This window comes from Pseudonocardia sp. N23, assembly GCF_002583555.1.
GTDB lineage: Bacteria > Actinomycetota > Actinomycetes > Mycobacteriales > Pseudonocardiaceae > Pseudonocardia.
The window spans coordinates 1-13,221 of sequence record NZ_BEGX01000026.1 but is presented as its reverse complement, the minus strand read 5'-3'; the positions used below and the strand labels follow the sequence as shown (position 1 = coordinate 13,221).

The following is a 13,221-nucleotide window of genomic DNA, read 5'->3' as shown; positions in this document are numbered from 1 at the left end:
GTCGGAAGGCCTGGGACCGTCGGAAGGCCTGGGACCGTCGGAAGGCCTGGGACCATCGGATGGCCGGGGTGTGTCGAATGGTCGGGGCGCGTCGGGGGGTCGGGGGCCGTCGGCCGGGCGCGGGCCGTCCGGGGCCGGGCGCGGCGGGCGGCCGGCGGCGTCGGGCCGGCTCGGACGGGGAGCCCTGGGCCCCGTCCCGTTCGGTCGCGGAGCGTCACCGGGCCCGGGGGGACGGGCACTGTCGGCACGTCCCCAGAGCTGCTGGCTCCTGACCTGCTCACGCTCGGCGCGGCGGGGCCACGGCGAGGGGGTGGGGTGACTGCGAGGTTCGTCCGGAGAGCGCACACGGTCACGCGGGTCCAGATCGTCCAACCGCAGGTCACCCCCCCTCGTCGACTCGAGGCTACCCGCGCGTCGCCCCCCTCCGGACGCGAGCGCCGTGAGAAGGGGTGCGACCGTCGCCCGGCACCTCAGGTCCGCGGAGCCTACTGGCAGTGACCGTGACCACTCTGCGCGACGGGGTGGTGTCGCGCGGCGTGCGCGGACCGGGCCGGGTGATCGCCGGTCATTACAGTGACGGCAGGAGGTGTGCCCATGTCCGAGGTGTCATCCACGGGCGGCGTCACGGCCCGGCTCGAGGTCCTCCGCGCGCGGCTGCGGGCCGAGCCGAAGGTCCTCGTCGCCTACTCCGGCGGGGCCGACTCGGCCCTCGTCGCCGCCGTCGCCGCCGCCGAGCTCGGGGATGCCGCCGTGGCCGTGACGGCTGTGTCGGCGAGCCTGCCCGATCGGGAACGGCGTGCCGCCCGCGCCTTCGCCCGCGCGCACGGCATCACCCACGTCGAGGTGGCCACCGACGAGCTCGACCGGCCCGGGTACGTCGCCAACGCCGGCGACCGCTGCTTCCACTGCAAGTCGGCGCTGCTCGACGCGCTCGTCCCGCTCGCCGAGCTGTCCGGCGCGGCGATCGCGCTGGGCACCAACCTCGACGACCTGGGCGACCACCGGCCCGGCCAGCGGGCCGCGGCCCTGCGCGGCGCGATCGCCCCACTGGTCGACGCCGGGCTGACCAAGGCCGACGTCCGCGACGTCAGCGCGTTGCTGGGGCTGGAGACGGCCGAGAAGCCGGCGGCGGCGTGCCTGTCGTCGCGGGTCGCCTACGGGGACCCCGTGACCGCGGAGGTGCTCGCGCGGATCGAGGCCGCCGAGGAGGCCCTGCGCGCACTGGGCGTCCCGACGTGCCGGGTCCGCGCGCACGCCGACGGCACCGTCGCGCGACTGGAGGTCCCGGCGCAGGAGTACGAGCGGGTGTCGACGCTGCGCGCCGCGGTCGACGAGGCCGTCCGCGGCGCCGGGTTCACGTTCTGCGCGCTCGACCTGCAGCCGTTCCGCAGCGGCCGGATGAACGTCCTGCTGGGCCTGCCCGTAGTGGCCGGGTCCGCATGACCGGCGGCTTCGACGACCTCGGCCACTCCCGGCCCGACACCGACCGGGAGGCGCGCCAGGGCCTGCCCGAGGTGGTGTTCGGCCCCGGGAAGACCGTCGCCGAGATCGCCGGGGTCGTCGCCAGCCTGCTCGCGGCCAACGACGGCCCGGTGCTCGTGACCCGCGTCGAGTCCGACGTCGCCGCGGCGGTTCTGCGCGAGGTCGCCGGTGGGGACGAGGGGTCGCAGGGGGAGTACGTCGCTGCCGGGCGGCTGCTGCTGTGGCGGCCGGCGGCGCCGCGCGGGTTCGTCGTCGCGGTCGTCTCGGCCGGGACGTCCGACGGCCCCGTCGCCGCCGAGGCCGCTGCGGTGGCCGACGCCGTCGGGCTCACGGTGCGTCGCTTCGCCGACGTCGGGGTCGCGGGCCTGCACCGGCTCCTCGCGGTCGCCGACGACATCGCTGGTGCCGACGCCGTCGTGTGCGTCGCGGGCATGGAGGGTGCGCTGCCGAGCGTCGTCGGCGGGCTGGTCGGGGCCCCGGTGATCGCGGTGCCGACGTCGGTCGGCTACGGCGCGACGCTGCACGGGGTCACGGCGCTGCTCGCGATGATGTCGTCGTGCGCGGCGGGGATGACGGTCGTCAACATCGACTCGGGGTTCTCGGCGGCGATGGCGGCGTTCCGGATCGCGGTGTCGCGGGACCGGGCGGCGCTGCGGCGCAACGGGATCCCGGTCCCACCCGGCCGGGTGGCCGACACCGGCGCGACCGTCGAGCGCATGGTTCACCTCGAGACCAACGTGGACGACGTGACCGGCGAGGTGCTCGGCCATCTCATCGAGCGGCTGCTGGTCGCGGGCGCGGCCGACGCGTGGGTGGCGCCCGTCGTGATGAAGAAGTCCAGGCCTGCCCACACGGTCCACGTCCTCGCGGCGCCGGGGGCGGCGGCGGAGTGCGAGCGGATCGTCTTCGCCGAGACCGGGACGCTGGGCGTGCGCCGGGTCGTCGTCGAGCGGGTTGCGCTGCCGCGGTCGACGTCGGTCACCGACGTCGGGGGCCACCCGGTGCGGGTGAAGCGGGGGCCGTGGGGCGTCAAGGCCGAACACGAGGACGTGGTGGCGGCGGCCACGGCTCTGGGGCTGCCGCTGCGCGCCGTCGCGGCGCGCGCACGTGCATCGGCTCAGCCGGCGGGCTCCGCCACGGCGGTCTCCGAGCCGGTGTCCGACGACGCGTCGTCCGGGTTGACCACGTAGGTCATCTCGGGCGGTGCGGCGAGGGTGCGGGTGACGTAGCAGACGCGCTTCGCCGCCTCGACGAGCTTGTCGAGCTCGGCGCCCCGGGGCTTGTCGGCGTGCACGTCGATGCGCAGCGCGTCGAAGCTCGGGCCGTTGTAGTGGCCCGTGACGTCGACGCGCAGCCCGGAGAGGGCGATGTCGCGCTTGGCCGCGCTGTAGGCCACGGCGGTGGTGAAACACGACGCCACCGACGCCAGGAAGAGCTCGGTCGGCTGCGGCCCGGTCCCGGTCCCGCCGGGTACCTCGGCGGGCTCGTCGGACACGACCTCGAAGCCGCCCGCATCGACCACGGACCGCAGCCCACCTGCCCATCTCGCATGGACGGTACGCTCAGGGACTCCCACGTCCCACCTCCTCGGAACTGCTGCAACACCGGTGCAACCGGCATGGTGCATGGTGGCCGCCGTCACACGCCGGAATCGAACAAGGGGAGCTGTCGATGACAACCGTCGCTCACGCGCCCGTCCAGGTGATGACGTGCCGGGGCGAGTGCCCGGCCGCCGCACGTTACCCCGATCATCACGATCTGCTGCTCGCTGTCGACACCGATCCCGAGGCCATGCTGGCCCTCCTCGAGCTCGCGGTGACCTGGCACGAGCTCGACTACACCGACGAGGCCGTGATCGGCCCCGCCGAGTGGCTCGACTTCGCCGCCACCCACCAGTGGGTGTTCCCGGACCGCGCCGAGCGCGCGTTCAGCCTGGCCGTCGACATCGTCGGCCGGCGCATCGCGGGTCAGGGCGCCGCCGCCGATGTGGCCTCCAGCCTCGCGACTGTGATCGAACTCGTGCGCAGCTGACGGACGGATCGCAACCCGAACGTGCTCCCACCACCTGATTTCCTCGAACTCCCGCCCCGCTCGGTCAAACCGCGAGCGGTCGGGCTGACGCACGTCATCGATCCCGGGGCAGGCGTCCAGGCCACCCGGGACCTGCTGGCGTCCGCCGCCGCCCACATCGACATCTGGAAGGTCGGCTGGGGCACCGGGTACGTCGACTCGACGCTCGCGGAGAAGATCGCGCTGCTCGTCGAGCACGACATCGCCGTGTGCCTCGGCGGCACCCTCCTCGAGATCGCCTGGGCGCAGGGCCGGGCCGAGGAGTGCCTCGTCTGGGCCCGCGAGACGGGCTTCACCCGCGTCGAGGTCTCCCGCGGCACCGTCGACATGAGCCTGCACGAGAAGGCCCGGCTGATCCGGCGCGCGACGCGTGACTTCACCGTCCTCGCCGAGGTGGGCGACAAGGCCCCCGGTGAGGTGCTGGCCGCGCGGACCTGGCCCGGTGAGGCCGAGTCCGACCTCGCCGCGGGCGCCACGCTGGTCGTCACCGAAGGCAGGCAGAGCGGCACCGTCGGTACGTTCGACGCCGCCGGCCGGGTCCGGCCCGACGTCGTGGAGGCCGTCGCGGCCGCGGTCGGCGTGGAGCGCATCGTGTTCGAGGCGCCCAAGGCGTCGCAGCAGGCGTGGTTCGTGCGTCGCTTCGGCCCGGACGTCAACCTCGGTAACGTGGCCCTGGGCGACGTCCTGTCCGCGGAGACGCTGCGGCTGGGGCTTCGCTCGGACACCGCTGCCGTCGTCCGCCGCGACGAGGCCGGATCGGACACGGCGTGACGGCGGCCGACATCCGGAGGCTCCCGCTGTCCCGCACCGCCCCGCACGACCGCACCGGTACCGCCGCGCCCGCCGCACGAACCGGCGGGGACGCACGCGAGGAGGAGGGCGCGACGTCGCCGGTGCCGGGCTTCACCGGCCCCAACCTCATCCCGAACCGCTACCGCGGGGTGTCGGTCACCCCGATCCCCGACGGCGTCCCCCTCACCGAGGAGGCGTTGCGCGAGTACCTGCTCGGCCGCGACGCCTACCGCCGCACCCGGTTCGTCATCGCACGCAAGCACGGCGACTTCGCGCAGGTCGCGCTGCTGCACGTCGAGCACGACATGCAGGGTGAGCTGTTCTCGCCGGTCACGGCCGTCACGATGCTCGCGCGGCCCGACGAGTGCGCGTTCGTCGTCGACGAGTCGGTCGACACCGGCATCCCGTCTGACCTGGTGCGCTGCGCGCGGGAGAAGGCCCCGCAGGCGCGGGTCGCGGTGATCCAGGGCCGCTACGCGCACATCAGCTTCGTGCTCGAACCGACGGCGCTGCGCGTCGGCGTGCGGGAGGTCGTCCCGCCCGAGCCGGCCAAGCTGCTCGACCAGGCGACCCGCATCCTCGCGGTCACCGAGAACCTGCCGCCGATGGACCTCGTCGGTGAGCTGACCGACCTGGCCGACCTCGCGACGCGCATGCCCGACGCGCACTACCTGTTGCCGTGCAGGGGATCCGGGGGCGAGGTGCCCGGTGCCACGGTCTCCTACCTCGACGAGCACCCCGAGAAGGCCGACTGGACGCTGCTCGGGTGCGAGCGGTCCCGCCAGATCCACGAGTGGTTCTACGGCGAGGACCCGCCGCGGGTCGACTTCTGCCCCAAACGCACCCTCGAGCGCGACCCACCCACCGACGGCATGGTGCTCACCAAGTGCTGCCTCCAGGAGGAGCACGTCGAGTCGGGCCCGGGGTGGGTCAGCGTCCCGTGGGGCGCGTCGCTGGAACACATCCGAGAGGCACTCGCCCTGCTCGCCGCACAGGAGGACCCGCCGTGGGCACCCGTCTGAGTTCGTCCACCCTCTACGCGCACCTGTGGGGGACGCAGGAGACGGCGGCGATCTTCGACGAGAAGGCCATGCTGCAGACCTGGCTCGACGAGCTGGGCGCGCTGGCCAGGGCACAGGCCTCGCTGGGGATCGTGCCCGAGGCGTCCGCCGCCGCGATCACGGCCGCCGCGAAGGTCGAGTCGCTCGACCTCGACTACGTCGCCGAGCAGACCCGGGCCACCTCGCACTCCACGCTGGGCCTGATCCGCGGCCTGCTGCGGGTACTGCCCGAAGAGGCGCGCGAGCACGTCTACATGGGCGCGACCGTCCAGGACGTGTCCGACACGTGGTTCGGGCTCGTCATGCGTGACGTCGCGGCCATCGCGTGGCGCGACCTGCGGGCGATCGAGACGTCGCTGCTGGAGCTGGCGCACCGCCACCGCGACGACGTCATGGCCGGCCGCACGCACGGCCAGCCGGGAGCCCCGATCACGTTCGGGTTCAAGGTCGCCTCGTGGGCCGACGAGGTCCGCCGCCACCTGGACCGGCTGCGTGAGGGCCGGCCGCGGTGGGCCGTCGGGCAGCTCGGGGGAGCGGTCGGGGCGCTGGCGTTCTTCGGTGCCGACGGGCCCGAGCTGCGCGCCCGCTTCTGCGCCGAGCTCGGCCTGGGCGACCCGGGCATCTCGTGGCTGACCTCGCGCGACCGCGTCGCCGAGTTCGGCACGGTGCTCGCGATGATCTGCGGGACGCTGGCGCGCATCGGCACCGAGGTCTACGAGCTGGCCCGCCCCGAGATCGGGGAGCTGGCCGAGGCGGCCCCGTCGGGGGCGGTCTCGTCTATCACCATGCCGCACAAGCGCAACCCCGAGGGCTCCGAGCACCTCGACACGCTCGCCCGGCTAGCGCGCTCGTCGTCGGCGGTACTCGTGGAGGGCCTCGTCGCGGGCCACGAGCGCGACGGCAGGTCCTGGAAGGCGGAGTGGATCGCGCTGCCCGAGGTCTCCCAGCTGACGGCGACGGCGCTGCGGCTCGGTCGCGCGCTGCTCGACGGCCTGGAGGTCGACACCGGCGCCATGGCCGCCAACGTGACCCGCTACGGCGGGGGTCTGGAGTCCGAGCGCGTGCTGGCAGGGCTGTCGGCCGAGATCGGCAAGCACCGGGCCCAGCAGGCGTTGCACGAGGTTCTGCGCGAGGAGGGGGCCGACCTGTCGGCGGGCATCGTCGCGCGCGGCCTGGCCACGGCCGACCAGGTGCGCGCCTGGGGGTCCGGTCCCGCCGTCGACGCCGCCGCCCGGATGGTCGACGTGGTGCTGGAGCGGGCCGAGGCGGCCCGCGCCGACGAGCCCGAGGAGTGGGTGTGACCGGTGCCGTCCGGGCTGCGACGGCCCCGCCGTGGGCGGGTCTCGCGAGGTTCCCGCTGGCCGTCGCGCCGACCCCGCTCGTGCGCGCCCCCCGTCTGGAGGCTGCGCTGGGCCTGGGGCCGACCCTGGTCAAGCGCGACGATCTGCTGGGCTTCGGTGTCGCCGGCAACAAGACCCGTCCGCTGGAGTTCCTGATCGGCGCCGCGGTGGAGCAGGGCGCGCGGGTGTTCGTCACCGGCGGCGGTCCGGGCTCCAACTTCTGCGCGGCCGCCGCGATGGCGGCGCGGGCCGCCGGGCTGGCCTGTGAGCTGCACGTCTGGGGTGACCCGCGCTCGGCCAACCTGGCACTGGCCACAGCGGCAGGCGCCACGCTTGTGCCGACGGGCGGGACGGTCCGCGAGCAGGTCGACGACCAGATCGCGACGCGTGTCACCCAGCTGGGCGGGGGCGCCTACGGCGTGCCCCGTGGCGGGTCGACGCCGCTCGGCGCCGTCGGGTTCGCCGCGGGTGCTGCCGAGGTCGCCGCCCAGCTCGACGCGCTGGACGTGCGTCCTGGGCTGATCGCGCTTCCCGTCGGGTCCGGTGGCAGCGTCGCCGGGCTGATGGCGGGCCTCGCGGCGGTGGGCCTCGACGTCCCGGTCCTGGGCGTGTCGGTGAGCCGGCCCCTGGACGAGATCCGGGCGAAGGTCGACGACCTCGCCGCAGGGTGCGCGGCACTGCTGGGCACGCCCGCACCCGACCCGGCCCGGCTCACCCTCGTCGACGCCCGTGGCCCCGGTTTCGGGTCCGCGACCGACAGGGAACGGCTGCACGCGCGTGAAGCGCTGTGGGCCGAGGGCCTGCTGCTCGACGAGACCTACGGGGCCGAGGCCTTCTCCGCGGTGGTCGACCTGGTCGACCGCCCGGCGGACGGCCCGGTCCTGTGGTGGCACACCGGCGGGATCCTGCCCGCGTTCGGCTCCCTGCTGAAAGGACCAGCATGACCACCCCGACCCGGCCCGCGGGACGCGCTCTCGGCTTCCCGCAGACCGGTCCCGCCCCCGAGCTGATCGAGTCGGGGTTCGCCCTGGAGAACGCGGATGCGAGCTTCCTGCACCGCGGGCTGAACCTCGCCGACATCGCGCACGTGCTGGACCTGCGCCGGCGCGACATCGTCCCGGAGGCGGCGGCCCGCGAGCTGCTGGCGCTCCTGCTCGAGGTCACCGACGTGGCGGCCGAGGACTTCCCGTACGACCCGTCGCACGGCGAGCCGTACAACTCGCGCGAGCACTACTTCGTGTCCCGGATCGGTGACGTCGCGGGCTGGCTGCACGCCGGCCGGCCGCGGCGGGAGGCTGCGCGGGTGGCGCTGCGGCTGCATCTGCGCCGCCAGCTGACCGAGCTGGTCGAGGAGTCGGTGGCGTTCGCCCGCGACGCGGTGACGACCTCGGAGAACCACGTCTCGACGTACCTGCCCGACCAGACCTACCTGCAGCAGGCGCAGCCGTCGACGTTCGGCCACTACCTGCTGTCCTTCGTGTACCCGGCCGTGCGCGACGCGCGGCGGCTGCTCGACGAGCTCGACTGGGTGGACTCCTCGCCCGGCGGTGCGGGGTGCGTCAACGGCACCCGGCTCCTCGACGACCGCGGCCCGGTCGCGTCGGCGCTGGGCTTCCGTGGGGTCATCCCGCACACCCGCGACGCGATGTGGCAGGTCGACGGCCTGGTGCACATCCTGGCGACGGCCGCGAGCCTGCTGTCGAACTTCTCGAAGCTGGCCGAGGACCTGGAGATCTTCTCCTCGAGCGAGTTCGACTTCGTCGACCTGGCCGACGCCTACACCCGGTCGAGCATCCTGATGCCGCAGAAGCGCAACCCGTACGCGTTGTCGATCATCCGCGGCGCCAACGGTGTCCTCATCGGACGGCTGACGGGCTTCCTCGCGGTCACGAAGAGCCCGTCCGCGCGCAGCGACAACCTGATCTTCGCCTACGGCGAGGTGCCGCGCGCGCTCGACCTGAGCCTGCGGATCACCCGCCTGACCAGTGGTGTGGTGCGCACCCTGAAGGTCAACCCGACGCGGATGCGTGAGGAGCTCGACCGCGGCTACACGCAGGCGACCGACCTTGCGGAGCACCTCGTGCAGCGCCTGGGGGTCGACTACCGGACGGCGTACGTCGTCGTCGGCAACACGGTGCGGGCGGCCAGCCGCGCGGGGATCCCCGGTGGTCAGATCACCGGCGCGATGATCGACGAGGCGGCGGTGGCACACACGGGCCGTAGCTGGGGGCTCACGGGGGAGGACCTGTCCGGGGTACTCGACCCGGTCAGTATCGTGGCGTCACGACGTGCCGAGGGCGGTGCGGCCCAGTCCGCGGTGGCCGACATGGTGTCGCGGTTGCGCGTCGACCTGGACGAACTCGCGAACGAGGCGACCTCGCGCACGGCCGGTTTCGACCGGGCGGAGGAGCAGCTGCTCGACACGGCGCGAGAGGTCGTCGGGTGAACGCGGCAGCTGTCGGCGCCACCGTCGTCACTGTGTGTGTACGAAGCCCGAGGAGTGCGTGTCGCCGCAGGTAGGCGCACCACTACCCGGTGATTGACATCACCTGTCCATTGAGTATGGTGCTTTTCGTCTCCGATAGTAAATGCCACCCGGCGATTTCGGCAGACATCCGACAGCAACCGGAAGAGGTCCGAGTGCCGCGCAAGACAGTCATCATCGGTGGAGGAGCGGCAGGCCTCGGGGCCGCGGGGGGCGCCAAGCTCGCCGACCCGTCGGCCGAGGTCGTGGTCTACATCCGGACCGCCGACGCCGTGTACGGCTCCGCCGGCACCCCGGCCGACCCGGCCGACGTCGAGGACTTCGAGAAGCTGCTCGTCGCCGACAAGCAGGGCTACATCGACGCCGGCGTCACCGTGAACTCCGGCGCCGACGTGACCGCGATCGACACGGCGGCCAAGACGATCACCGTCGACGGCGCCACGGTCTCCTACGACAGCCTCGTGATCGCCGCCGGTTCCGGCACGGGCGACACGGTCCCCGGCAGCGACCTCACCGGTGTCTTCCACGTCAACGGCGGCCGCAGCGTCGCCGAGTGGAACGACGTCATCGCGCGCACCAAGAGCGCGGTCGTGGTCAACGCCGGCGGCGTCGGCCTCGAGATCGTGACGGCGCTGGCCAAGCGCGGCGTCGAGACCCACCTCGTCGAGGCCGCCGGGCAGGTGCTGCCCACCCTGCTCGACCCCGACTTCGCCGCGATCGTCCAGGACGGCTGGACCGAGGCCGGCGTGCACCTGCACCTCAACACCTCCGTCGAGGAGTTCGTGGGCGAGGGCGGCGCCGTCCGCGCCGTCCGCACCTCCGACGGCGAGATCGTCGCCGACCTGGTCGTCGTCGCCACCAACCGCGCCGCCGACACCTCGGTCGCCGCGGCTGCCGGCATCACCGTGGGCCCCGGCGGCGGCATCGTCGTCGACGACCACATGAAGACCTCCGCGGCCGGCGTCTGGGCCGCGGGCGACGTGGCCGAGGTCGCCCACGGTGGGGGCGCCACCCCGCTGCTGGGCCTCACCACCTCGCACGCCTTCGCCGAGGGCCGCGCCGCCGGCACCAACGCCGCGGGCGGCGACCGCGTCTACAAGGCCGTCCGTATCCCGTGGAGCACCCAGGCCGGAGTGTCGGTCGTCGGTGGCACCGCGTTCAACGAGACGTCCGCCACCGCCGCGGGCATCGCCTACGTCAAGGGCGAGGCCCAGGGCATCTCTCGCGCCCGGTACTACCCGGGCGTGAACATGGTCAAGGTGAAGCTCCTCGCGGAGCCCGGCACCTTGCGCCTCATCGGTGCCCAGCTGCTCGGTGGCGGCGAGGGCATCAAGGAGCGTGCGAACTTCCTGGCCCAGGCCGTCAAGTCGGGGCTGACCCTCACGGACCTCTCCACCGCGGAGAACGTCTACTCGCCGGCCATCGGCGCGCTCAACGAGCCGATGGTCGTCGCCGCCACCAACGGTGTTGCGAACGCTCAGAAGGGCTGACCTGACATGGCATCGGGTGGTTTCTTCGGGTGGCTGCGCCACAACGCTGAGCACTATCTGCTCGTCGATTCACAGAAGCAGATGGCTGAGCGCCACGGCACCGTCGCCCCCCGCTCCCCCAAGGGCGCGAAGGACATCTTCTGGATGAAGATCTTCGCCCCGATCTACGCAGTACTGCCGTGGTCCCTGCGGTCGACGATCATGAAGTCGATGCCGGGCAGCCACCGCAAGACGTGGGCCTCCCCGGCGACACCCCAGGGTGCGTCGTCGGCCCTCGACCAGTTCGAGTTCGTGACTCCAACTGTCAGCACTTCGAACGGGAACACTCCCAAGAAGAAGGAGAGCACTGTGGCTCAGATTGTCGGAACCCGCGCGCAGGCCGGCGACGCGATCGTCGACTACGACGAGAAGCTGTTCGATGACATCCAGGCCGAGGCCGGCGAGAAGGCCTACATCTTCATGCACACCGTGCCCTTCGAGGGCTCGGTCGGTCTGGTCAACATGCTGACCTGTACCCGCATCAACCGTAAGGGCTTCGACACCTCCCTGGTGCTCTACGGCCCCGGCGTGCTCATGGGCTCCGCGACCCGCGGCTTCCCGACCGTCGGCTCGGAGGCCTTCCCCGGCCACCTCGCCTACAACAACCAGCTGCAGACGTTCATGAAGGAGGGCGGCAAGGTTCTTGCCTGCCGCTTCGCCATGGCCGCGCTCTACGGCATGCGGGAGACCGACCTGATCGAGGGCATCCAGCCGATCCACCCGCTGGACATCCTGGACTGCACCCTGACGGCCCGCCGCGAGGGCGCGCTCGTCATGCAGACCTGGACTCTCTGACATCGTCTGCGCAACCCCCAGGTGACGGGCGGGCCGGGTCCACGTGACCCGGCCCGCCCGTCGCCGTTCCCGTCCCACCCACCCAGCAGCACCCGGGAGCTCCCGATGCCGGACGCCGGCACGTTCTCGCCCACCGTCGCGATGGCCCGCAACCGTTGGCGCGGTGCCGAGGACCGGCTCTATCCCACCCTGATCGCCGATCCCGGCTCCTACCAGCGGTCGATCAACGCGGTCCAGGCCGTCGTGGCGGAGCTGCGCAAGCGCTGCACCGGGGTCGAGGACATCATCGCCGCCGAGGAGTCGCCGGAGGCGCTCGTCGCCGCCGCGCTGCCCGGTGGCAGCGCCATCCCGCTCGACCTGCTCATCGGGGTCGCCTGCGGCATGGCCGACCGCGAGATCTCCGCCGACGTCGAGCGCCGACGTCGTGAGGCGGCGATCGAGGCGGCCCGCGCCGAGGGCCGGGCGTGGGTCGTCGTCGGCGGCCCCGCGACCGCCGAGGAACTCACCGACGGCCGCCGCCCGGAGCTGCACCTGCCCTCGGGCATCCTCGTCGAGATCGCCGTCGACCCCTGGTCCGGCGAGGACCCCTTCCAGCTGCAGGTCACCGAAGGCGCGACCGGCACCCTGCTGGTCACCGGCTCCTTCACCGACCGCGACGAGTGGCTCGCCGAGATCGCCCGCCAGCGCGCGGCCGTCGAAGCCGGGACGGTCGGGACGTGAGCGCCGCGCCGGACCTGGCGCCCACCTCGTGCCAGGTCGCGCTGAGCGTCGACGACCTCGACCGCGTACTGGACATCCGCCGCGCCGTCTTCGTCGAGGAACAAGGCCTGTTCGCGGGGTCGGACCTCGACGACCACGACGACGACCCGTCGACGATCCACGTCCTGGGCACCGTCGGCGGCGTCCCCGCCGGCACCGTGCGGCTCTACCCGCTCGAGGCGGGCCACCCGGAGGGCGACTGGCAGGGTGACCGGCTCGCGGTCCTGCCCGGGTTCCGCGCCTCCGGCCTGGGCGCCCCGCTGGTCCGCTTCGCCGTCGCCACCGCGGGCCGGCTCGGCGGCGCCCGGATGGTTGCGCACGTCCAGATGCCCAACGAGGTGTTCTTCCGCCGGCTCGGCTGGAGCCGTCTCGGCGACCCCGAGATCTATGTCGGGCACCCGCACCTGCTCATGGAGATCGACCTGCACGCGGCTCGTGCCGCAGACGGCCCGATCACCGGCTGATCCCGCCGACGCCGACGCCGACGCCGACGCCGACGCGACGCCCACGCCGACGCCGACGAGGCCGCGCCGGGTTCCACATCGGACTGCTCCCGGCCGTGGAGGAACCCGGCCTCAGGTCGAGATCGGCGCCGTTCGTGCGCCCGGTCCCGGCACGCGCGCACGCGGGACCGGACGTGTGCGGGTCAGGACGTGCGTGGGCGGTCGCTCACCAGGCGTCCCGTGCTGCCGAACCTCTCCCGCAGCTCCACCGGCAGCGACTGGGCGATCCGGCCGAGCGCGGCACTGCGCTGTGCCGGCGTGCCCAGCTGCCCGATGACCAGGTCGGACCTGGTGCGGGCGGCGACGAGTGCGGCGTCCTCGGGGCGGCCGAGGGCGGCGAGGGCGAGGGCTTCGTACTTGGGGCTGGAGTAGAGGCGGGCTTCGGTGAGGAGTGCGTCGGCGTGG

General features: G+C 73.3%; 14 protein-coding genes. 12 read left to right on the top strand and 2 right to left on the bottom strand.

All coding sequences use genetic code 11. The features are described 5' to 3' along the window. Positions 1 to 594 precede the first annotated feature (594 nt). Both larE and larB read left to right on the top strand, forming a co-directional pair. Positions 595 to 1,443, top strand: a complete 849-nt coding sequence (gene larE, locus TOK_RS08125; protein WP_098957193.1) for an ATP-dependent sacrificial sulfur transferase LarE — start codon at positions 595 to 597, stop codon at positions 1,441 to 1,443. Next, positions 1,440 to 2,672 (top strand): nickel pincer cofactor biosynthesis protein LarB, encoded by a 1,233-nt coding sequence (gene larB, locus TOK_RS08120; protein WP_098957192.1) that lies wholly within the window; start codon positions 1,440 to 1,442, stop codon positions 2,670 to 2,672. The genes larE and larB overlap by 4 nt, the downstream gene beginning before the upstream one ends. Here the strand turns inward: larB and TOK_RS08115 are convergent. Further along, positions 2,600 to 3,058 carry an OsmC family protein gene (locus tag TOK_RS08115; RefSeq protein WP_172457477.1) on the bottom strand — a complete coding sequence of 153 codons (459 nt, stop codon included), beginning with the start codon at positions 3,056 to 3,058 and terminating at the stop codon, positions 2,600 to 2,602. The genes larB and TOK_RS08115 overlap by 73 nt on opposite strands. A 95-nt stretch (positions 3,059 to 3,153) precedes the next feature. On the opposite strand from TOK_RS08115, the gene TOK_RS08110 reads away from it, so the two are divergent. The 10 genes from TOK_RS08110 to TOK_RS08065 all read left to right on the top strand — a co-directional run bounded on the left by TOK_RS08110 (position 3,154) and on the right by TOK_RS08065 (position 12,777). Continuing rightward, positions 3,154 to 3,513: a hypothetical protein gene (locus TOK_RS08110; RefSeq protein ID WP_141566316.1), complete on the top strand. Its 360-nt coding sequence runs from the start codon at positions 3,154 to 3,156 to the stop codon at positions 3,511 to 3,513. 21 nt (positions 3,514 to 3,534) lie between these two features. After that, a complete protein-coding gene (locus TOK_RS08105; protein WP_098957189.1) occupies positions 3,535 to 4,323 on the top strand; it encodes a phosphosulfolactate synthase in 789 nt (262 codons plus the stop codon). Next, positions 4,320 to 5,366 (top strand): hypothetical protein, encoded by a 1,047-nt coding sequence (locus TOK_RS08100; protein WP_098957188.1) that lies wholly within the window; start codon positions 4,320 to 4,322, stop codon positions 5,364 to 5,366. Before TOK_RS08105 ends, TOK_RS08100 begins: the two co-directional genes overlap by 4 nt. Continuing rightward, complete coding sequence (locus tag TOK_RS08095) at positions 5,351 to 6,706, top strand: adenylosuccinate lyase family protein (RefSeq protein ID WP_098957187.1); 1,356 nt, start codon at positions 5,351 to 5,353, stop codon at positions 6,704 to 6,706. The genes TOK_RS08100 and TOK_RS08095 overlap by 16 nt, the downstream gene beginning before the upstream one ends. Next, entirely contained in the window at positions 6,703 to 7,689 is a 987-nt protein-coding gene (locus tag TOK_RS08090) for a 1-aminocyclopropane-1-carboxylate deaminase/D-cysteine desulfhydrase (RefSeq protein ID WP_172457476.1), read from the top strand. Before TOK_RS08095 ends, TOK_RS08090 begins: the two co-directional genes overlap by 4 nt. Then, a complete protein-coding gene (locus TOK_RS08085) occupies positions 7,686 to 9,191 on the top strand; it encodes an argininosuccinate lyase (RefSeq protein ID WP_098957185.1) in 1,506 nt (501 codons plus the stop codon). The genes TOK_RS08090 and TOK_RS08085 overlap by 4 nt, the downstream gene beginning before the upstream one ends. A 194-nt stretch (positions 9,192 to 9,385) precedes the next feature. Beyond that, complete coding sequence (locus TOK_RS08080; RefSeq protein ID WP_098957184.1) at positions 9,386 to 10,720, top strand: FAD-dependent oxidoreductase; 1,335 nt, start codon at positions 9,386 to 9,388, stop codon at positions 10,718 to 10,720. Between the two features lie 6 nt (positions 10,721 to 10,726). Next, positions 10,727 to 11,554 (top strand): MSMEG_0572/Sll0783 family nitrogen starvation response protein, encoded by an 828-nt coding sequence (locus tag TOK_RS33895; protein ID WP_253258252.1) that lies wholly within the window; start codon positions 10,727 to 10,729, stop codon positions 11,552 to 11,554. Positions 11,555 to 11,659: 105 nt separating this feature from the next. Further along, complete coding sequence (locus tag TOK_RS08070; RefSeq protein WP_098957183.1) at positions 11,660 to 12,274, top strand: hypothetical protein; 615 nt, start codon at positions 11,660 to 11,662, stop codon at positions 12,272 to 12,274. Beyond that, complete coding sequence (locus TOK_RS08065) at positions 12,271 to 12,777, top strand: MSMEG_0567/Sll0786 family nitrogen starvation N-acetyltransferase (RefSeq protein ID WP_098957182.1); 507 nt, start codon at positions 12,271 to 12,273, stop codon at positions 12,775 to 12,777. The genes TOK_RS08070 and TOK_RS08065 overlap by 4 nt, the downstream gene beginning before the upstream one ends. A 182-nt stretch (positions 12,778 to 12,959) precedes the next feature. Here the strand turns inward: TOK_RS08065 and TOK_RS08060 are convergent. Further along, the coding region (locus tag TOK_RS08060) for a hypothetical protein (protein ID WP_141566315.1) at positions 12,960 to 13,221 on the bottom strand (262 nt) is incomplete at its 5' end.